Here is a 20,117-nt window from a genome sequence, read left to right as displayed (position 1 = left end):
GAATAGATTTCTCTAATTTGAATGAATGATTAACATTAGCTCAGCACCCAGCTCACTCATTTAGTTTACATTTATTGAATAACGGAAATAGAGATAGCTAAAGACTAATACAATAGACCAGTGAATGTGAAAGGATGAGCCTAATGTTTAATGAAAAGCGAACAGGAGATGTAATGGCCCAGCAACTAGTGGATTGGGGAGTTGACCATATTTACGGAATGCCAGGAGATTCTATAAACGAACTAATCGATGATTTAAGAAAACGGCAAGAGGATATATCGTTTATTCAGGTTCGACATGAAGAGGTAGGGGCTCTTGCAGCTGCTTCGTATGCTAAACTTACTGGAAAACTCGGGGTATGCTTATCAATCGCAGGACCTGGAGCTGTTCACTTGATGAACGGATTGTATGATGCAAAAGCAGATAAAGCGCCTGTCTTAGCTCTCGTTGGTCAAGTTCATTCGGATGAAGTAGGGACAGAGGCTTTTCAGGAAATCAATTTAGAGCGAATGTTCGATGACGTAGCAGTTTTCAATAAGCGTGCAGAAACGGAAGCTCAGCTGCCTGATCTTCTAGACCAAGCTATAAGAGAAGCATATGCTCATAGTGGTGTATCTGTTCTAATTGTCCCTGATGACCTTTTCGATAAAAAGCAAAAAGGAGATGTCAGATTAACATCAAGAGGTTATTACAAGCCTGATATGGTACCTAAGACAGTTCATATGATGGAAGCGAAAGAATTGATCGATCAGGCAGAAAAGCCACTCATCTTAGCAGGGAAAGGAACAATGGATTCCCGGGATGAGCTGATCAACTTTGCTGAAGCGATAAAGGCTCCTATAGTACTGAGTTTACTTGCAAAAGGAATCATCCCTGATAATCATCCTTATTGTCTTGGACAGCATGGGCAAATCGGAACAAAGCCCGCCTATCATGCTGTGAAGGAGACTGATCTACTTATTTTGATTGGTACACAGTTTCCTTACCGTGATTTCTTGCCAGATCACGTGAAAGCTATTCAAGTCGATTATCGCCCAGAAAATCTTGGTAAGTATTATCCAATTGAATTGGGACTTGCAGGAAATGCGAAGGAAACGCTAACGGCCCTTACTGAACTGATTAATCCAGTAGAAGAACGCGCTTACTTAAATGATTACCAGGAAAAAATGAACAATTGGCGTGTCGCTGTCCAAGAAGAGAAACGTTCGACGGAGGATCCTCTACACGCTCCTCAAGTCATGTACGAGTTAGAGAAACACATGCAGCCTGGGGCAGTCATCTCAGGTGATGTCGGAAATGTTACCGTATGGTTGACTCGCTTTTTGCCTTTGGTTGATCAAAAATTTATCATTTCTGGATGGCTTGCCACAATGGGGAGCGGGTTACCAGGAGCAATTGCTGCACAACAGGCATATCCGGATAAGCAAGTCATTGGGGTCGCAGGCGATGGAGGCTTCACCATGGTCATGCACGATTTTGTCACTGCGGTCAAATATGATTTGCCGATCAAGATGATTATATTAAACAATAGTAAAATTGGTATGATCAAGTACGAGCAAGAGCAGATGGGACATGTTAATTATATGACGAACCTCGGGGATATGGATTTTGCAAAATTTGCTGAAGCCTGTGGAGGAGAAGGGTACCGAATTGAAAGTTACGAAGAACTCGGACCAAAGATGGAGCAGGCCTTCGTATCAAAAAAACCGGTAATCATTGATGTTGTCATTGAAGATCAAGCGCCGTTGCCAGGTCATATTGATTATCAATCTGCCGTAAACTTTTCAAAATACATCGTTAAAAATTTCTTTGAAACAGGAACACTTGATTTACCTGACATGAAGAAAGCCATAAAACGATTAACTTAAAAGGATAGCTTTGCATATGAAAAACCCCGCTGAACATCAGCGGGGTTTTTGCAATGGTTACACTTCCATAATGATCGGAAGGATCATTGGACGACGTTTTGTTTTTTCAAATAAGAATGGTGCAATCGTATCCGTAATCTCGTTCTTAATTTCGGACCATTGGGTAGTACGGCGCTCCATCACTTTTTCAACATGGGAGCTAACCAGCTTTTGAGCTTCTTTAATCAAGTCTTCAGACTCTCTCATGTATACGAATCCGCGAGAGATGATATCTGGACCTGATGCGATCTTAAATTCTTTCATATTAATGCTTACCACTACAATAACAAGCCCTTCTTCAGATAGAATACGTCGGTCTCTCAACACGATGTTTCCGATATCGCCAATACCGCTTCCATCCACGTAAACAGAACCAGAAGGGATTTTACCAGCAACCATCGCTTCGTCCTTACCTAGAGCTAATACATCTCCATTATCCATGACGAAGCAATCTTCAGGCTGTAAGCCGCAATCGTGGCTCAAGTTCGCATGCTCTTTCAACATACGGTATTCACCGTGAATAGGCATGAAGAATCTAGGTTGGATTAAGCGTAGCATCAATTTCATTTCTTCTTGACTACCGTGACCGGAAGTATGAATGTCGTTCAATGGGCCGTGAATGACTTCTGCTCCTGCACGATATAGTTTGTTAATTGTGCGGCTGACACTAATTGTGTTTCCAGGGATTGGGGAAGACGAGAACACAACGGTGTCACCAGGCTGAATTTGGATCTGACGGTGAGTTCCATTGGCGATTCTGGAGAGAGCCGCCATCGGTTCACCTTGAGAACCAGTACAAAGGATCGTCACTTCATTGGCAGGCAGACGATTGATCTGCTGTGCATCAATGAACGTATCTTTAGGAGCGCGGATATAACCGAGTTCCTGACCAATAGAAATTGATGCTTCCATACTCCGACCAAACACCGCAACTTTTCTGCCATACTTCACAGCTGCTTCAACGACTTGTTGCAGACGGTGAATATTTGAAGCAAAGGTAGCAAAAATTAATCGGCCATCAACGCGTGAAAAGATGTCATGAATACTTTGTCCGACCACACGCTCGGACTTCGTGAAGCCAGGAACTTCACTGTTTGTACTATCTGATAACAGAGCGAGAACTCCTTCTTTTCCAATCTCAGCCATTTTGGCTAAGTCGGCTGGTTCTCCAACAGGGGTGAAATCAAATTTAAAGTCTCCTGTGTGTACGATATTGCCAGGAGGTGTTTTTACTACGATTCCGTAAGAGTCTGGAATACTATGCGTCGTACGGAAGAAAGACACAGATGTTTTACGGAATTTAATGACATCATCTTCTTGGATGGTGTGCATCTTTGTATTACGTAACAATCCATGTTCATCCAGTTTATTACGAAGCAGGCCAGCTGCCAGCTTTCCAGCGTAAATTGGAATGTTGATTTCACGTAGCAAGTAAGGGATTCCACCGATGTGGTCTTCGTGACCATGCGTGATAAAAAGCCCTTTAATTTTATCTTGGTTTTGTACCAGGTAGGTATAGTCCGGAATGACATAGTCGATTCCTAACAGTTCGTCTTCCGGGAACTTAATACCGGCATCAATGAGGATGATTTCGTCTTGGAATTGTACACCGTACGTATTTTTTCCAATTTCACCGAGTCCGCCGAGTGCGAACACAGCTGTTTGGTCATTTTTTACGAATTTCATGTGTTATAGATTCTCCACTGCGAAATCTTCGGATTGTTGTTCATATGCCAAGTGATCCTCATTAAGCACCTGGATATATTCGATATTAAATCCTTTATTGGCCAATTTTTTGCGAACTTCTCTTTCGGTTTCCGCTTCGACGTACATGGCCTGTGTACGTTCGCGCACAGGAACTTCTTGTGCAAGTTCCTGATATAGTACTTTGAATATCATTACTCTATCGCTCCTAACTAGATATAATTTCCACATTCTTGTCCTGTCATCAATCATAGCACGTTTGTTTGCCGTATGGTAAGGATAATGATAGTCATCCCTGTAAAAAGTTCCGCATTCATGACTTATGCGTATGTTTTACGATTCATTAGTTTTTTCCAACGTTTTCTAAGCTTTCTTCGAAGACGCTTCATCATTGTGCCCATCTCCTTTCGCTGATGAAGAAAAGCGCCAAAAACGTTAAACCGCCCAATCCCTGTTACCTCTAGTATAATACTGTTTCTTAAAGAATGAAACATTTACCTATTAGAATTTACTATTATCGTGTGTTTTTCTTCTCAAACCTATGCTCTCGTGCTACAGTATAGCCAAATAGTACATAGAACTATTATAGTTAGATAAAAATAAATCACGGAGGATAGGCTATGAGTAAAAAAATTGCATTTTTCGATATTGATGGTACTTTATTAGATCATGATAAAAGGCTTCCAGAGGCAACATTAAAAACTGTAAAGGATTTGCAGGACGCAGGGGTGTACTGTGCCATTGCTACTGGGAGAGCACCGTTTATGTACCCTGAATTAAGAGAGAAACTTGGAATCGATTCCTTTGTCAGTTTTAATGGCCAGTATGTTGTGTTTGAAGGGGAAGAGATATATAGAAACCCTTTATCAGAGCCTGAACTAGAGGCTCTTTACTCTAATGCTGAAGCAAATAATCATCCTATGGTGTTTATGGATCACGAAGAAATGAAGGCATCGACACCTGAGCATTCACACATTGAAAAGAGCTTAGGTTCTTTATATTTGGACCATCCGCCAGAAGATACAGCTTTTTTCAAAGGGAGAAACATTTATCAATCCCTGATTTTTTGTGAAGGAGATGAAATAGAGGAGTACCGAAGAAACCATAAAGCATTCGATTACATTCGTTGGCATGAGTTTTCTTGTGATGTACTTCCTCGTGGTGGATCAAAAGCTGAAGGGATTAAAAAGCTGATTGAAGCGGCAGGCCTAAATAACGAGGACGCTTATGCGTTTGGAGATGGTTTGAACGATATTGAAATGATCCGTGAGATCGGCACGGGGGTTGCAATGGGGAATGCCGTAAAAGAGACTAAATCCGTCAGTGATTTGATTACCGATGATGTTAGTGAGGGCGGTTTAGTCAACGCCATATACAAGTTAGGACTTTTAACCAATTGAATATAAAGAAGCCTGCACAACGTGTGCAGGCTTCTTTATATTAACGATCTGCCGGAGTGGCATTTTCTGGATCTTTAAACGGATCGTCTTTATCTATATGATCGTAGAACATAATTCCGTGTAAATGATCGATTTCATGTTGAAAGACGATAGCGGCGTAATCCTTAAGCCGAAGTTTTACTTCATTACCTTCAAGATCAGTCGCCTTCACAGTAATTCTTCTATATCGTGGAACATATCCCGGTACTTCTCGATCGACCGACAGGCAGCCTTCACCGGTTGACAAGTACGTACGTTCCACTGAATGGCTGATAATACGTGGGTTAAATAGACCGTAACTGTACAGTTTGTCTTTAAGGTCAACGAAGTGAACCGCTAGCATTCGTTTGTTGACATTAATTTGAGGGGCGGCAAGTCCTACGCCTGGCCTGAGTCCATAACGGTCACAAACTTGCTCATCTTGACTGTTTTTTAAATACTGTAGCATCTCCTCAAGTGTTTCTTTATCTTCTTGTGAGGGAGGAAGCGACACTTCCTCAGTCACTTTTCTTAGTGCTGGGTGACCCTCACGAACGATATCGTCCATTGTGATCATAGAAAACATCCTTTCTTTATCATCTCGATCATAGCATTTGCAATTAGGAAATTGTACCTTACTACATAAGAAGTCCAATTTTAATAGTTACGACAGAAAAATTTATGATCGCATTCCATATTTACGGGATAGAAGTGGAACTTTTTACTTCAAACAATATAAGGACTGATTGGAAACATTTGAAAGAAATCCACTTCCAATTTATTTTCATTTATTATACTATTGTACATATGCCGAGATTACAATAATGATTTGTTGTAAGAACAAGGGGGAAATGTTTGTGCGTCGAATCGTGCTTATGGCTATTATGGCTGCAGGCGTTTTTTTATTGACTGCGTGTACAGGCCAATCTGCTCAAGAAAAAATTTATGATCATCTTGAAAAAGCGGTAACGTTGGAGGATGAATTTCGCCAACAGCAACAGCCTTTAGTCGATCTAGAAAATAAAGAGCAGAAATTGTACAACGAAATCATTGATTTAAGTATGGATGAATTCGAGCAGATTAAAGAGAAGTCGAAAAAAGCGGCTGGGATCGTTGAAGAAAGAAGAGAAAAGTTAAAAGCAGAGAAAGAAAGTATTGAAGCTGCGAAAGAAGAGTTTGATAAGATCAAACCGCTAATCGAGGATTTAGATGAGGAGAAAGCAGAAGCAAAAGAAGTAGGCAGTGAGCTTGTTGAGATTATGCAAAAACGATATGATGCTTACCAAGAGCTTTACAACGCATACGAGGAAGCATTAACGCTTGATGCTGAGTTGTATGAAATGCTTCAAAAGAAAGATCTAACTGAAGAACAACTTCAGAAACAAGTCGAGAGCATTAATGAAAAGTATAACGAAGTTACAAATGCAAACGAAGAATTCAATAAGTACACGGATCAGTACAATGATAAGAAGAAAGCGTTCTATGATGCTCTAGGAATTGAAGTTACTTATAAAGAAGAGAAAGAGAAATGATAAAACCGTCGCTTTCGACGGTTTTTTTTGTTTGACAATTATTCTCTACAAAGATGCGGAAGCTGCGAGGGATAGAAATCAAATGAGAAAGTCTTTTGAAGTTTTCTTTCTTGCATCCGCCCCTGAAAAAAATTATGATTAATACAGGCTTAATAATTCAGTGATACAGTATTCGTATTTCTGTCGACATTTTCAGCCTGTATTTTACAACTGTGTAGAGGCTCTGTTCGTAGAAGGACATTATCTTTTACGAAGTAATTGACGAATGATGACGAATTGAGCTAAACTACATAGTGGATTTACATTGTACCATTAAGATGTTGCTGTTCAATATAACAGTTTTAGCTAAGTTTGCACGTATGATTAATAAAGTTGTGTACAGGGTAAAACGTAAAGAGCAAAAAGGTACAGTTTTTTTTCATAATTGGGAAAGCTACTCACAGCATCCATTTTTAAAATAGGAAAGGAAGAGGTGAATGACTTTGAAACGAACTCTTGAGAACATTGAAAATCAGTTCGAAACGTTTCAAATCCTTAACGAAGAAGGCGAAATCGTCAATGAAGACGCAATGCCTGATTTATCAGATGAAGATTTAAAAGAAATTATGCGCCGTATGGTTTATACGCGTATTTTGGACCAGCGATCCATTGCACTTAACCGTCAGGGACGTCTTGGTTTCTATGCTCCGACAGCTGGTCAAGAAGCATCACAGCTTGGAAGTCAATTTGCACTTGAGAAAGAAGACTTTATACTTCCAGGGTATCGTGATGTCCCACAATTGATCTGGCATGGTCTTCCACTATATCAAGCATTCTTATTCTCCCGCGGACACTATAAAGGTAACCAGATGCCTGAAGGTGTGAACGCTGTAAGCCCGCAAATCATTATCGGTGCGCAAATTACACAGACCGCTGGGGTAGGACTTGGATATAAGAAGCGCGGTGAAAATGCTGTAGCTATTACTTACACTGGTGATGGTGGAGCTTCACAGGGTGATTTCTATGAAGGGATTAACTTTGCAGGTGCGTTCGGTGCGCAGGCTATTTTTGTCGTGCAAAACAACCGCTTCGCAATTTCAGTGCCTGTTGAGAAGCAATCAGCAGCACAAACGATCGCTCAGAAAGCTGTTGCTGCAGGTATTGAAGGCATCCAAGTTGATGGTATGGACGTACTAGCTGTTTACGCTGCAACTAAAGATGCGCGCGAACGTGCAGTCAATGGTGAAGGCCCAACACTAATCGAAACACTTACGTACCGTTATGGACCACACACAATGGCTGGTGATGATCCAACCCGTTACCGTACGGAAGATGAAGATAATGAATGGGAAAAGAAGGACCCAATCGTACGTTTCCGTAAGTTCCTAGAGGCTAAAGGACTTTGGTCTGAAGAAGAAGAGAATGAATTGATCGAAAAAACAAAAGAAGAAATTAAAGCAGCTGTTAAAGAAGCAGACAACACACCAAAACAAAAAGTTACTGATTTGATCGGTATCATGCATGATGAACTTCCGTCCAACTTGAAAGAACAGATGGAAGAATACAAGGAAAAGGAGTCGAAGTAGATCATGGCACAAATGACAATGATTCAAGCCATCACAGACGCGATGCGCACAGAACTAAAAAACGATGAAAACGTGCTAGTTTTCGGTGAAGACGTTGGTCAAAACGGCGGAGTATTCCGTGCGACAGAAGGTCTTCAAAAAGAATTCGGTGAAGATCGTGTATTTGATACACCTCTAGCTGAATCCGGAATCGGCGGTATGTCCATTGGTCTTGCTTTAACTGGATTCCGTCCAGTACCTGAAATCCAGTTTTTCGGTTTCGTTTATGAGACTATGGACGCGATCAGTGGTCAAATGGCACGTTATCGCTACCGTTCTGGCGGTACACGTCAAATGCCGATCACTATTCGTTCTCCTTTCGGCGGTGGTGTACACACACCTGAACTTCACGCAGACAGCCTTGAAGGGCTAATGGCTCAGCAGCCTGGACTTCGCGTTGTTATTCCATCTAATCCTTACGATGCAAAAGGTCTATTGATCTCTTCCATCCGTAATAACGACCCAGTTGTCTTCCTTGAGCACATGAAACTTTACCGTTCGTTCCGTGATGAAGTACCAGAAGAAGAATATACAGTAGAACTTGATAAAGCAGCAGTTAAGCGTGAAGGTTCCGATATTACTCTTATCGCTTACGGTGCGATGGTTCACTCTGCTTTAAAAGCAGCGGAAGAACTTGAAAAAGATGGGGTAAGTGCAGAAGTTATCGACCTGCGTACAATCAGTCCGGTAGATTATGAAACCATCCTTGAGTCTGTGAAGAAGACTAACCGTGCGGTCATGATTCAAGAAGCTCAAAAACAAGCAGGAATTGCTGCGAATGTTGTATCTGAAATTCAAGAACGTGCGATCTTACATCTTGAAGCACCAGTTCTTCGTGTAACAGCTCCTGATACAGTTTATGCATTTACTCAAGCTGAAGAGGTATGGCTGCCAAACCATAACACGATTGTTGAAAAAGTAAACGAAGTAATGAACTTTTAATCATCTCTAAAAATAGGAGGTTATAACCGTGGCGTTTGAATTTAAATTGCCTGATATCGGTGAAGGTATCCACGAAGGTGAAATCGCAAAATGGTTTGTCAAACCAGGCGATGAAGTAAAAGAAGACGATGTACTCTGTGAAGTGCAAAACGACAAAGCTGTTGTTGAAATTCCTTCCCAAGTAGATGGAACGGTTAAAGAAATCCACGTAGATGAAGGTGAAACAACTACGGTCGGTACAGTCATCATCACAATTGACGATGGATCTGAGGATTCTGGTGAATCCGAAGCGGAAGCTAAGGAAGAAGAATCTAAAGAAGAACCTAAAGAAGAAGCAAAAAATGAAAGTAAAGATGAAGCGAAATCTCAAGAACCTGCAGCTCAAGATGATTCAGTAGATGATGATACACGTGTCATCGCTATGCCATCAGTACGTAAATTCGCTCGTGATAACGATGTAGATATTCGTAAGGTACAAGGGTCAGGCAAAAATGGCCGTATTACTAAAGAAGACGTAGAAAGCTTCATGAGCGGCGGTCAAGCAGAAGCGGCCCAAGATACTGCAGAAGAAAAAGAAGAAACAGCGCAAGAATCTACCCAACAAGCGGCTCCAGCTGCTGGCGAAGCGTATCCTGAAACTCGCGAGAAAATGAGCGGTATCCGTAAGGCAATTGCGAAAGCTATGGTTAACTCCAAGCAAACGGCACCTCACGTAACGTTGATGGATGAAGTAGATGTTTCTGAGCTAGTGGCTCACCGTAAGAAATTCAAATCGGTTGCAGCAGAACAAGACATTAAGCTGACATATCTTCCATATGTCGTTAAAGCACTAGTTTCTACTCTTAAGAAGTATCCAGTCTTGAATACTTCGGTTGACGATAATACGGATGAAATTATCCAGAAACACTATTATAATATTGGTATCGCTGCAGATACAGATAAGGGACTATTGGTTCCAGTCGTTAAAGACGCAGATCGTAAATCTGTCTTCTCTATCTCTAGCGAAATCAATGAACTAGCTGTGAAAGCTCGTGATGGTAAACTTTCTTCTGACGAAATGAAAGGTGCTTCCACTACGATTACAAATATCGGTTCTGCTGGTGGTCAATGGTTCACTCCGGTTATCAACCACCCAGAGGTAGCGATCTTAGGTATCGGCCGAATTGCAGAAAAACCTGTCGTACGTGACGGAGAAGTAGTTGTAGCTCCTGTTCTTGCGATTTCCTTGAGCTTTGACCACCGTATCATCGATGGTGCAACAGCTCAGCATGCAATGAACAACATCAAGCGTTTACTGAACGATCCACAACTAATTATGATGGAGGCGTAAAGTATGGTAGTAGGAGATTTTCCAATTGAACTAGATACGTTAGTCGTTGGAGCAGGACCTGGTGGCTATGTTGCTGCCATCCGTGCTGCTCAAACAGGACAAAAGGTTACAATCGTTGATAAAGGCAACCTCGGCGGTGTTTGCTTAAACGTAGGTTGTGTACCTTCTAAAGCATTAATTCAAGCGGGTCACCGTTATGAACATGCGAAAGGCTCTGATGACATGGGCATCAAGTCTGAGAACACGACTGTTGACTTTTCTAAGGTGCAAGAATGGAAAAGCGGAGTTGTTCAAAAACTTACGGGCGGTGTTGAAGGTCTACTTAAAGGTAATAAAGTAGACATCGTAAAAGGTGAGGTTTATTTCGTAGATAAAAACACTGTACGTGTAATGGACGAGAAGAACTCTCAAACGTATACGTTTAACAACTGTATCATCGCAACAGGTTCACGTCCGATTGAAATTCCTAACTTCAAATATTCTGACCGTGTATTAGACTCTACAGGTGCTCTATCTCTGACAGAAGTACCTAAGAAGATGGTGGTTATCGGTGGTGGTTATATCGGTACAGAGCTAGGTACTGCCTATGCTAACTTTGATACGGAGGTAACCATTCTTGAAGGGACCAAGGATATTCTTGGCGGCTTCGAAAAACAAATGTCTTCGCTCGTTAAGAAGCGTCTTAAGAAGAAAGGCGTTGACGTTGTAACGAACGCTATGGCTCAAGGCGTGGAAGAAAGAGAAGACGGAGTTACCGTTAAGTATGAAGTCAAAGGTGAAGAAAAATCCATTGACGCTGATTATGTGCTTGTTACTGTAGGCCGTCGTCCTAACACTGATGAAATTGGCCTGGAAGAGTTAGGTTTGAATATGAGTGATAAAGGACTTATCGAAATCGACAAGCAATGTCGTACTAGCATTGATAACATCTTTGCGATTGGTGATATAGTCGAAGGGCCTCCATTGGCTCACAAAGCTTCTTATGAAGGTAAAATTGCTGCAGAAGTAATTGCTGGTGAGAAATCTGAGATTGATTACCACGGAATTCCTGCTGTAGTATTCTCTGATCCAGAACTTGCTTCTGTCGGATATACAGAGCAGGAAGCTAAAGATGCTGGATTTGAAGTTAAAGCATCTAAATTCCCATTCGCAGCGAACGGGCGTGCGCTATCTCTTAACGATAGTGACGGCTTCTTGAAACTTGTCACTCGTAAAGAAGACGACCTTGTGATCGGTGCTCAAGTAGCTGGACCTAATGCCAGTGACATGATTGCTGAGCTTGGGCTGGCTATCGAAGCTGGTATGACAGCTGAGGATCTTGCACTAACGATCCACGCTCACCCAACACTTGGGGAAATTACAATGGAAGCTGCAGAAGTAGCTATTGGACAACCTATCCACATTGTAAAATAAATCAAAATGAAAAAGAGCAGCCAATTTATTGGCTGCTCTTTTATTTATGTGTAAAGAGAGAGGAATCATTGGACCATAACGATGGATTGCTCTAATTCATTTAAGATCTCTTTTGTTGGCGGATCCCCTGTAATATGCTTTACCACTTTACCTTCTTTTTTTATGACAAGAGCGGGGAGTTTCTCTTCAGAGATGCCAATCTTATCTGCTTTAGTTTTAGATTGTTTAAATTCAATATTCTTAGACTCTATTTGATTGGTTTTCCAATCCAACAATGCACTTAAGTAGTTCTTTGCCTTATCCTTGTTATCCGCCTCTGTATAAAGATAGAGCTCATAAGAAGACTCTTGCGCACTTAAAACTTCTACATCTTCTGACTGTGGGAGACAGCCTGTTAATAAGAGCACCGACAAGATGGCCTGTAACGTGCTGAATTTCATTAAGTCCCACTCCCTTTCATTCCTTCCACACACAGTGTAACAAAGGGAATGAACAGGAATGTTGATGTTAAAGAAATGTCATTTAATTGATATCGCAGTGTTTTATTATTAACCGCCTTGTTAATCTTTATGAAATTTGTAAAGGTTTATCCCTGATGATATTAGTCATCGTGACACAAAATAATAAAGAAAGGAGGATGGATGATGAAGGATAAAAACAAGAAGCATAAAAGTAAAAGAGACTTGAATGCAATGAGAAAAGAAAAAGGCGAAAAAGAAGGAAAAGCAACGAACAAAGGAACAGAGTAAGAATCACAGAGGGCTTGCGTATGCAAGTCCTTCTTTCTTCGAAGTGTGATCGTAATCCTATTACATTTTGCCTTTTCACTACGGGAAGAAATAATAAAATTACGAGTGAAAAGGTGGGATTTTAGTTGACATCCATTTGGATCAGGATTATAGTATTACTGTAAACGATATTGAGAATCATTATCAAATAAGAAGTGCACATATTTACAGGAGGGCTATTCATGACTCGCCTACATACAAGAAACGTTAACGTTGGTTATGGAGATAAAACAATTGTTAAGAATCTGCAAGTCGAAATCCCAGATAAACAGATTACAACCATCATTGGATCAAATGGATGTGGCAAATCAACATTACTTAAAGCTATGACGCGGATCATTCAGCATCAATCAGGTTCCATCATTTTGGATGGTGAAAGTATTACTAAACAAAACACGAAAGAATTAGCTAAAAAGTTAGCGATACTCCCTCAAAATCCGGAGAGCGCAAGTGGGTTGACAGTTGGCGAGCTTGTCTCTTATGGAAGGTTTCCTTATCAAAAAGGATTTGGACGTTTAACAATAAGGGACTTGGAAGTAGTAGAATGGGCACTCGATGTTACTGGCATCCACGAATTCAAATACGAATCTGTTGATGCTTTATCTGGTGGCCAACGTCAAAGGGTATGGATTGCAATGTCCTTAGCACAAGAAACTGAGATGATTTTTCTTGATGAACCTACGACTTATTTGGATATGGCTCATCAACTTGAAGTTCTTGAGCTGTTGAAAAAATTGAACCGTGAAGAAGGACGGACAATCGTGATGGTCCTCCACGATTTGAACCAAGCCGCACGATTTGCGGATCATATCGTTGCAATGAAACGAGGAGAAATAATAAAATCTGGATCTTGTGAAGAAGTTATCCAACGGGATGTGTTACGACAAGTATTTCATATCGATGCGTTAATTGGGCGTGATCCGAGAACCAACAAACCGGTGTGCTTAACTTATGATTTATGGAAGGGAGAAGAAGAAACAAATGAAAAAATTATCTACAATCCTGCTGCTTTTGCTAGTGCTTATACTTAGCGCATGCAGCAGTGATTCAGGAGAAGCAGAATCTAATGATAATAAAGACAACAGCGAAGGAGAGACTTCTTCTGAGATGTTTACTTATGAATCTGAAAGCGGACCAGTCGAAGTACCCCAAAATCCGCAGAGAGTTGTCGTTCTTTCATCTTTTGCAGGAAACTTGATGTCGTTAGATGTAAACATGGTAGGAGTAGATTCATGGTCCAAAATGAATCCAAGGTTTGAAGACGAGCTCAAAGGAGTAGAAACTGTTGCAGGTGATAATCTTGAAAAGATTATTGAATTAAATCCTGATCTAATTATTGGATTATCAAATACAAAGAACATCGATAAACTGAAAGAAATTGCTCCAACGGTCACATATACTTATGGCAAGCTCGGTTACTTAGAACAGCACATTGAAATCGGTAAGCTCGTTAATAAAGAAGAAGAAGCTAAACAGTGGGTAAATGATTTTAAACAAAGAGCTGAGGAAACTGGAAATAAAATTAAAGAGAAAATTGGAAAAGATGCTACAGTCACCGTTATTGAGAAATTTGAAAAGCAAATTTATGTATTCGGAGATAACTGGGCTCGTGGAACAGAAATCCTATATCAAGAAATGGGATTGAAAATGCCTGAAAAAGTAAAAGAAATGGCGTTAGAACCAGGCTATTATGCGATTTCTCCAGAAGTACTCCCAGAGTATGCCGGGGACTATATCATCTTCAGCAAGAATCAAGATGAAGAGAATGCTTTTCAGGAAACAGAAACGTATAAGAACATTCCAGCTGTAAAAAATGGAAACGTTTTTGAAGTAAATGCAAAATCTTTCTACTTCAACGACGCCCACACATTAGATTATCAATTAGAAGTTTTCCAAGAGAAATTCTTAGGTGAATAATTCAAAAGGGGGAATCCATTGTGATTCCCTTTTATTAATCTACATAGGAAAGATGAGATTTTCATGAAAAAACTATCGTTTATTTATAAATTGATAATTACGGTACTCATATCAATCATATGTTTTGTGATAGCAATCCGCTTTGGAGCTGCCGACATTCAGATGAAAGATATCTGGTTAGCGCTGACAAGTGACGTTGAGAATAAAGACACGCTGCTTATCAAAGAAATTCGCCTGCCAAGAGAAATAGGGGCTGTTGTCGTGGGAGCAGCACTGGCTGTATCTGGGACAATCATGCAAGGGTTAACCAAGAATCCCTTAGCTGATCCTGGACTGTTAGGTTTGACATCTGGTGCTAACATGGCTCTCGCAATTACACTTGCCCTTATTCCGGGAGCTAATTACTTCTGGATTACAATCGCTTGTTTTATAGGAGCGGCAGCCGGAGCCTTACTCGTAATAGGGATAGGTTCCATAAAGAGGGGCGGGTTTTCTCCCTTTCGTATCGTATTAGCCGGGGCAGCTGTATCAGCTTTTCTGACTGCGATCGGAGAGTTTGTAGGCCTGTACTTTAAAGTTTCGAAAGATATCACCATGTGGACTGCTGGAGGGCTTATCGGAACAACATGGAGTCAGCTTCAAATTATTATTCCTTTTGTCGTTCTCGGAACTTTGCTTGCATTAGTTCTATCAAAACAACTGACGGTTTTAAGCTTGAATGAGGAGTTGGCGGTAGGGCTCGGTCAGAAGGTTCTCTTCATCAAAACTTGTCTATTCGTCGTGGTTATTATCCTTGCTGGAGCAGCAGTCGCTCTCGTAGGAAATATGGTGTTCATAGGGCTTATGATTCCACACATTGTTCGTGCTCTTGCAGGAACAGATTACCGTTTCATCTTGCCTATATCAGTCTTTGTTGGAGGGGCATTCATGCTGATGGCAGATACGGTTGGAAGAACAATAAATGCTCCCTATGAAACTCCTGTGGCAGCAATTGTAGCGATGCTAGGGCTTCCATTCTTTCTTTTAATTATTAGAAAAGGAGGGAAGACGTTATGATTCATCCACAATTGCTGCGAAAACAGCGGCTGTATGTCCTTGGCTTTGCTTCTCTAATCATAATAACCAGCTTTATTGCTATGGGGCTAGGGTACTCTTCCGTTTCGTTTGATCGGATCATTCCAACAATTCATGGTCAAGGATCATTCAAAGATGAATTTGTTTTGTTTTCAATTCGCCTACCGAGATTGATCATTTCGATACTTGCAGGAATGGCTTTAGCCTTATCAGGTGCGATCCTTCAAACGATCACCCGTAATGATTTAGCCGATCCTGGTATTATAGGGATAAATGCAGGGGCAGGTGTAGCCATTTCTGTATTTTTCTTGTACTTTCCAATTGAAGCAGGGTCTTTTGTGTATTTACTGCCAATTGTGGCCTTCTTAGGCGCACTCACCACTTCTTTACTGATCTATTTGTTCTCCTATCAAAAAAATGCAGGATTCAAACCGGTTAGACTTGTGCTTGTGGGAATAGGATTTGCAATGGCCCTTTCTGGTGCAATGATAATATTGGTATCATCAGCGGAACGTACAAAAGTTGATTTTATTGCAAACTGGCTCGCAGGGAACATATGGGGTACAGATTGGCCATTTATTCTCGCTATTTTTCCCTGGTTAGTCATTCTCATTCCCTTCACTCTCTATAAAGCGAATCGCATGAATCTACTGAACTTAAGTGAGCCTGTGGCCATTGGTGCAGGCGTTAGCATTGAGAAAGATCGATTTGTTTTATTTATCATTGCCGTGGCATTAGCGGCAGCTTCTGTTTCTGTCACAGGAGGCATAGCATTTATCGGCTTACTCGCACCTCATTTAGCAAAATCACTTGTCGGTCCGCGCGCCCAGCTGTTTATACCAGTGGCTGTTTTGTTAGGTGGATGGCTCTTATTGGCAGCAGATACCATCGGCAGGAACTTAGCGGATCCGAGTGGAATTCCTGCAGGGATCATGACGGCTATCATTGGAGCACCATATTTCATATACCTTTTAATAAAAAACGCATAAGTTGAAATTAGCGCACATCTGAGACGGGGTGTGCTTTTTTCACTCCCATTAACTAATGGAAAGGTTTCACTATGGATAAAAAAGGTAATGTTCATTAATGGAAGAAGTATATAGATATAATTGAATTTGAACTTATTATAGAAGGAGTCGGATAGGATGCGTAATTATCTTAAACATTACATTAATGGTGAGTGGGTTGAATCTACAGGTTCGGATGTCGAAGAGGTGATCAACCCGGCTACAGAAGAAGTAATAGGAAAAATCAGCATAGGAACAAAGGAAGATTTAGATAAAGCAGTGAAAGCAGCTAGAGAGGCGTTTCCTTCTTTTTCGACTATGCCTAAAGATGAACGAGTGAAAATGCTTGAACGAATCGCAGAAGAGTATGAGAAACGAAAAGAAGACATTATAGAAACTATTACGGATGAACTAGGTTCTCCTTTAGCAGTTTCTGAAAAAGTTCATTATATGATGGGTTACAACCATTTTTCTCAAGCTGCCGAATCTTTGAAAGAGTTCTCTTTTATCGAAGATATGGGCGGTCATACACGTGTTAAAGAATCGGTCGGCGTCAGTGGCTTAATTACACCTTGGAATTTCCCAACAAATCAAACCTCTACTAAAATTGCGAGTGCTTTTGCGGCTGGCAGCCCAGTCATATTGAAACCAGCAGAAGTTACCCCGTTTGCTGCAATTATTTTAGCGGAAATATTTGAAGCAGCTGGAGTTCCGAAAGGGGTATTCAATCTTGTAAACGGTAAAGGAGACGTTATTGGGGATGGCATCAGCTCTCATCCAGATATCGACTTCGTGTCATTTACCGGCTCAGGCAGAGTAGGTAAGAAAATCATGCAAAATGCATCTGAAACCATTAAGAACGTTGCTCTCGAGCTTGGCGGCAAGTCACCACTTGTCGTATTGGAAGATGCGGACATCGAACAAGCAGCAAGAACAGCTGTTAATCATATCGCTACAAACACAGGTCAAGTCTGTTCAGCCGCAACTCGGATATTGGTTCCTAATTCAATGAAAGAGGCTTTCGAAGAAGCTGTCTTGAAAGTGCTCCCAGAATTTTCTGTGGGAAATCCTCGTGAAGATAATCAAGTGGGTCCGCTCATATCTAAGAAACAATGGGATACAGTACAATCTTATATTGAAAAAGGAGTAGAGGAAGGTGCGACTCTTCTCTCTGGTGGCACTGGAAAACCAGAAGGGCTAGATAAAGGCTATTATACTAAGTTGACAGTGTTTTCAGATGTGACAAACGACATGACCATAGCAGAAGAAGAAATATTCGGTCCGGTAATGTCTATTCTTACGTACGAAGACCTTGATGATGCCATCAAGATAAGTAATGATACAGAGTACGGATTAGCCGGATATGTGGTAGGAGAAGACAAAAAAGCCCTAAGAAAAGTAGCGACAAGCATCCGGGCAGGTCGAATTAAGGTAAATGATGCAGAAGCAGACTTTGCAGCTCCATTCGGCGGTTTTAAGCAATCAGGAATCGGAAGAGAGTGGGGAGATCATGGTATTGAAGAATATCTAGAAACGAAAACTATTCTTGGATATCCATCCTAATAATGAAACAGGAGCTTACATCGAGCTCCTGTTTTTTTAGCTCAATTGGGAAGGGCTGATCGTTAAAATCGACTTCAAAGATAAAAGCTTGAATAAGAGTAAGATACTTTACCTATAGGAATTGGCTAAGGTATTGCCTATGTGAATGAAAAAAATTGCGATAGTTTTTTCTACGATCGACCAACTCTCCTGGTATAAGGTAACGGAAACACCACTCTTCAAAATAAATAATTATCTTGAATCCAAGTGTTCAGGATAAGGGGTAATTGTTGGAGGAGGTTAGCTTAACAGGCGAGGTAAGCAAAAAAAGACCTCCGCCAGTTCGACGGAGGTTTACAACATATTATCTAGATTTTTTCTTTAAATCAACCTTCTTCGCTTCTTCGCTAAACGCGCGAAGGAGAGAGAAACACATCAAAATCATTATAAAGATAAACGGAAATGCAGCAATGATAGCCGCTGTCTGCAAAGCACTTAATCCACCTTGCCATAATAGTACTGCTGCTGCACCTGCTTGAATTACTCCCCAAGTGAATTTAACTTGGTTGCGTGGATTCAAACTTCCGTTAGTCGTTTGCATTCCCAGTACGAATGTTGCAGAGTCTGCGGAAGTGATAAAGAATGTACTGATCAGCAGCAGTCCAATTATTGACATAACCGCCCCAAGTGGTACATGTTCTAGCATGGAGAATAGAGCAACTTCTGTACCTAATTCATTTACGTCAGCGTAAATATCGATACCATCAAAGAATTCTAACGAAATCGCTGTTCCACCAAATACAGAGAACCATAGGGCACCGAATACTGTTGGTACAAGCAATACACCTAAAATAAATTCTCTAATCGTACGACCTTTAGATACACGTGCTATAAACGTACCTACGAACGGAGCCCAAGAAATCCACCATGCCCAGTAGAAGATTGTCCAGGCTTGCACCCATGAATTATCTTCTGCAAAAGGTGTCATTCGGAAACTCATATATGGTAAATCACGAATGTAAGATCCGAATGTTGTTGTAAAGAAATCCATAATAAAGTTTGTTGGTCCTGCAAATAGAAGGAAGACCATTAACGCGATAGCTAAGACAATGTTTGTATTACTTAAATATTTAATTCCTTTATTTAATCCAGTCATAGCTGAAGTCATGAACAAGATGGTTACCACAACAATGATGATCAACTGCAAAGTAAATGTGTCTTCGAGACCGTCAATTGTGTAGGCAAGTCCACTGGAAATCTGCAAGGCACCTAAACCTAACGATGTTGCAACACCGAAAATCGTTGCAAAAACACCAATAAAGTCAACAAGAGTTCCTATAGGTCCTTTGACACGTTTTTCACCTAAAACTGGTGTCAGGGCTGCACTGATAACACCAGGTGCATCCTTACGGAATTTGAAATAGGCAAGTGCCAGTGCAAAAATAGCGTACATAGCCCATGGGTGGAGACCCCAGTGGAAGAAGCTGTATTTCATCGCTGATTGCGCAGCTGCTTCACTCATAGGTTCCTGATCAACAATAGGGGGCGAGTGGAAGTGTGATAATGGCTCGGCTGCACCCCAGAACACAAGACCGATACCCATACCGGCACTGAATAACATGGCGAACCAGGTGATATATGGATATTCTGGTTCATCATCCGGCTTTCCTAACTTAATTTTTCCATACTTAGAGAAAACCAGAAAGATAGCAAAAATTACGAATCCGGTCATTGACAGTAAATAGAACCATCCGAATTTATCAGTTAAAAAACCTTGGATGGTTGATGTTACGTTGGTTAAATTCCATGTTGGTAACGTTTCTTTAGGGATGACTCCCCAAATGATAAATAAGAAGGCTACAACAACAGAAATATAAAAAACTTTTGAAACTTGTTTCATTGATATCATCCCTCCTATTTAGTGTTTGTTCTCACTCAC

At 40.9% G+C, this 20,117-nt stretch carries 17 protein-coding genes; 12 read left to right on the top strand and 5 right to left on the bottom strand.

The window, feature by feature from the left end; genetic code table 11:
- The first annotated feature begins 134 nt into the window (after positions 1-134).
- Positions 135-1,868: a pyruvate oxidase gene (locus tag HM131_RS12645; RefSeq protein WP_408607066.1), complete on the top strand. Its 1,734-nt coding sequence runs from the start codon at positions 135-137 to the stop codon at positions 1,866-1,868.
- Between the two features lie 57 nt (positions 1,869-1,925).
- Here the strand turns inward: HM131_RS12645 and rnjA are convergent, their stop codons facing one another.
- Positions 1,926-3,593 (bottom strand): ribonuclease J1, encoded by a 1,668-nt coding sequence (rnjA, locus tag HM131_RS12640; protein ID WP_085030103.1) that lies wholly within the window; start codon positions 3,591-3,593, stop codon positions 1,926-1,928.
- Positions 3,594-3,596: 3 nt separating this feature from the next.
- Positions 3,597-3,806, bottom strand: coding sequence for a DNA-dependent RNA polymerase subunit epsilon (locus HM131_RS12635; protein WP_085030102.1), 210 nt, complete (start codon positions 3,804-3,806; stop codon positions 3,597-3,599).
- 425 nt (positions 3,807-4,231) lie between these two features.
- On the opposite strand from HM131_RS12635, the gene HM131_RS12630 reads away from it, so the two are divergent.
- On the top strand, positions 4,232-5,011 hold the full coding sequence (locus tag HM131_RS12630; RefSeq protein WP_085030101.1) for a Cof-type HAD-IIB family hydrolase: 780 nt from the start codon (positions 4,232-4,234) through the stop codon (positions 5,009-5,011).
- Between the two features lie 40 nt (positions 5,012-5,051).
- Here HM131_RS12630 and def read toward each other — a convergent pair whose 3' ends face one another.
- Positions 5,052-5,606 (bottom strand): peptide deformylase, encoded by a 555-nt coding sequence (def, locus tag HM131_RS12625; RefSeq protein ID WP_085030100.1) that lies wholly within the window; start codon positions 5,604-5,606, stop codon positions 5,052-5,054.
- A 280-nt stretch (positions 5,607-5,886) separates the two neighbouring features.
- Here def and HM131_RS12620 point away from each other — a divergent pair, with 280 nt between their 5' ends.
- The 5 genes from HM131_RS12620 to lpdA all read left to right on the top strand — a co-directional run bounded on the left by HM131_RS12620 (position 5,887) and on the right by lpdA (position 11,850).
- Positions 5,887-6,561, top strand: a complete 675-nt coding sequence (locus tag HM131_RS12620) for a YkyA family protein (RefSeq protein WP_408607065.1) — start codon at positions 5,887-5,889, stop codon at positions 6,559-6,561.
- A gap of 482 nt (positions 6,562-7,043) precedes the next feature.
- Positions 7,044-8,126 carry a pyruvate dehydrogenase (acetyl-transferring) E1 component subunit alpha gene (gene pdhA, locus HM131_RS12615; RefSeq protein ID WP_085031978.1) on the top strand — a complete coding sequence of 361 codons (1,083 nt, stop codon included), beginning with the start codon at positions 7,044-7,046 and terminating at the stop codon, positions 8,124-8,126.
- A gap of 3 nt (positions 8,127-8,129) precedes the next feature.
- Positions 8,130-9,107 (top strand): alpha-ketoacid dehydrogenase subunit beta, encoded by a 978-nt coding sequence (locus HM131_RS12610; RefSeq protein ID WP_085030098.1) that lies wholly within the window; start codon positions 8,130-8,132, stop codon positions 9,105-9,107.
- A 28-nt stretch (positions 9,108-9,135) separates the two neighbouring features.
- Positions 9,136-10,437: a dihydrolipoamide acetyltransferase family protein gene (locus HM131_RS12605; RefSeq protein WP_085030097.1), complete on the top strand. Its 1,302-nt coding sequence runs from the start codon at positions 9,136-9,138 to the stop codon at positions 10,435-10,437.
- A 3-nt stretch (positions 10,438-10,440) separates the two neighbouring features.
- A complete protein-coding gene (gene lpdA / locus HM131_RS12600) occupies positions 10,441-11,850 on the top strand; it encodes a dihydrolipoyl dehydrogenase (protein ID WP_085030096.1) in 1,410 nt (469 codons plus the stop codon).
- Positions 11,851-11,915: 65 nt separating this feature from the next.
- On the opposite strand, the gene HM131_RS12595 is transcribed toward lpdA, so the two are convergent.
- On the bottom strand, positions 11,916-12,290 hold the full coding sequence (locus tag HM131_RS12595) for a hypothetical protein (protein ID WP_085030095.1): 375 nt from the start codon (positions 12,288-12,290) through the stop codon (positions 11,916-11,918).
- A gap of 530 nt (positions 12,291-12,820) precedes the next feature.
- Between HM131_RS12595 and HM131_RS12590 the strand changes: the two genes are divergently transcribed.
- From HM131_RS12590 to HM131_RS12570, 5 genes are all read left to right on the top strand, one after another.
- Positions 12,821-13,669, top strand: coding sequence for an ABC transporter ATP-binding protein (locus HM131_RS12590; protein WP_085030094.1), 849 nt, complete (start codon positions 12,821-12,823; stop codon positions 13,667-13,669).
- On the top strand, positions 13,620-14,555 hold the full coding sequence (locus HM131_RS12585) for an iron-hydroxamate ABC transporter substrate-binding protein (protein WP_085030093.1): 936 nt from the start codon (positions 13,620-13,622) through the stop codon (positions 14,553-14,555). Before HM131_RS12590 ends, HM131_RS12585 begins: the two co-directional genes overlap by 50 nt.
- A 63-nt stretch (positions 14,556-14,618) precedes the next feature.
- Positions 14,619-15,611: a FecCD family ABC transporter permease gene (locus tag HM131_RS12580; RefSeq protein ID WP_085030092.1), complete on the top strand. Its 993-nt coding sequence runs from the start codon at positions 14,619-14,621 to the stop codon at positions 15,609-15,611.
- Entirely contained in the window at positions 15,608-16,618 is a 1,011-nt protein-coding gene (locus HM131_RS12575) for a FecCD family ABC transporter permease (RefSeq protein WP_085030091.1), read from the top strand. Before HM131_RS12580 ends, HM131_RS12575 begins: the two co-directional genes overlap by 4 nt.
- A gap of 156 nt (positions 16,619-16,774) precedes the next feature.
- Positions 16,775-18,199, top strand: a complete 1,425-nt coding sequence (locus HM131_RS12570; RefSeq protein ID WP_085030090.1) for an aldehyde dehydrogenase family protein — start codon at positions 16,775-16,777, stop codon at positions 18,197-18,199.
- Between the two features lie 343 nt (positions 18,200-18,542).
- On the opposite strand, the gene HM131_RS12565 is transcribed toward HM131_RS12570, so the two are convergent.
- Complete coding sequence (locus HM131_RS12565; protein ID WP_085030089.1) at positions 18,543-20,078, bottom strand: glycine betaine uptake BCCT transporter; 1,536 nt, start codon at positions 20,076-20,078, stop codon at positions 18,543-18,545.
- Positions 20,079-20,117: the final 39 nt, after the last annotated feature.

This window comes from Halobacillus mangrovi, from assembly GCF_002097535.1.
Classification (GTDB): Bacteria; Bacillota; Bacilli; order Bacillales; family Halobacillaceae; genus Halobacillus; species Halobacillus mangrovi_A.
Note: the sequence above shows the minus strand (reverse complement) of the source record. Positions and strands in the feature narration are given on the sequence as shown.

What these genes read in the sequence shown, in the direction of transcription:
- def (WP_085030100.1), bottom strand. Translation starts at nt 5,606, where the DNA reads ATGATCACAATGGACGATATCGTTCGTGAGGGTCACCCAGCACTAAGA.
- rnjA (WP_085030103.1), bottom strand. Translation starts at nt 3,593, where the DNA reads ATGAAATTCGTAAAAAATGACCAAACAGCTGTGTTCGCACTCGGCGGA.
- HM131_RS12575 (WP_085030091.1), top strand. Translation starts at nt 15,608, where the DNA reads ATGATTCATCCACAATTGCTGCGAAAACAGCGGCTGTATGTCCTTGGC.
- HM131_RS12565 (WP_085030089.1), bottom strand. Translation starts at nt 20,078, where the DNA reads ATGAAACAAGTTTCAAAAGTTTTTTATATTTCTGTTGTTGTAGCCTTC.
- HM131_RS12645 (WP_408607066.1), top strand. Translation starts at nt 135, where the DNA reads ATGAGCCTAATGTTTAATGAAAAGCGAACAGGAGATGTAATGGCCCAG.
- HM131_RS12610 (WP_085030098.1), top strand. Translation starts at nt 8,130, where the DNA reads ATGGCACAAATGACAATGATTCAAGCCATCACAGACGCGATGCGCACA.
- HM131_RS12570 (WP_085030090.1), top strand. Translation starts at nt 16,775, where the DNA reads ATGCGTAATTATCTTAAACATTACATTAATGGTGAGTGGGTTGAATCT.
- HM131_RS12585 (WP_085030093.1), top strand. Translation starts at nt 13,620, where the DNA reads ATGAAAAAATTATCTACAATCCTGCTGCTTTTGCTAGTGCTTATACTT.
- HM131_RS12590 (WP_085030094.1), top strand. Translation starts at nt 12,821, where the DNA reads ATGACTCGCCTACATACAAGAAACGTTAACGTTGGTTATGGAGATAAA.
- lpdA (WP_085030096.1), top strand. Translation starts at nt 10,441, where the DNA reads ATGGTAGTAGGAGATTTTCCAATTGAACTAGATACGTTAGTCGTTGGA.
- HM131_RS12635 (WP_085030102.1), bottom strand. Translation starts at nt 3,806, where the DNA reads ATGATATTCAAAGTACTATATCAGGAACTTGCACAAGAAGTTCCTGTG.
- HM131_RS12580 (WP_085030092.1), top strand. Translation starts at nt 14,619, where the DNA reads ATGAAAAAACTATCGTTTATTTATAAATTGATAATTACGGTACTCATA.
- HM131_RS12595 (WP_085030095.1), bottom strand. Translation starts at nt 12,290, where the DNA reads ATGAAATTCAGCACGTTACAGGCCATCTTGTCGGTGCTCTTATTAACA.
- HM131_RS12630 (WP_085030101.1), top strand. Translation starts at nt 4,232, where the DNA reads ATGAGTAAAAAAATTGCATTTTTCGATATTGATGGTACTTTATTAGAT.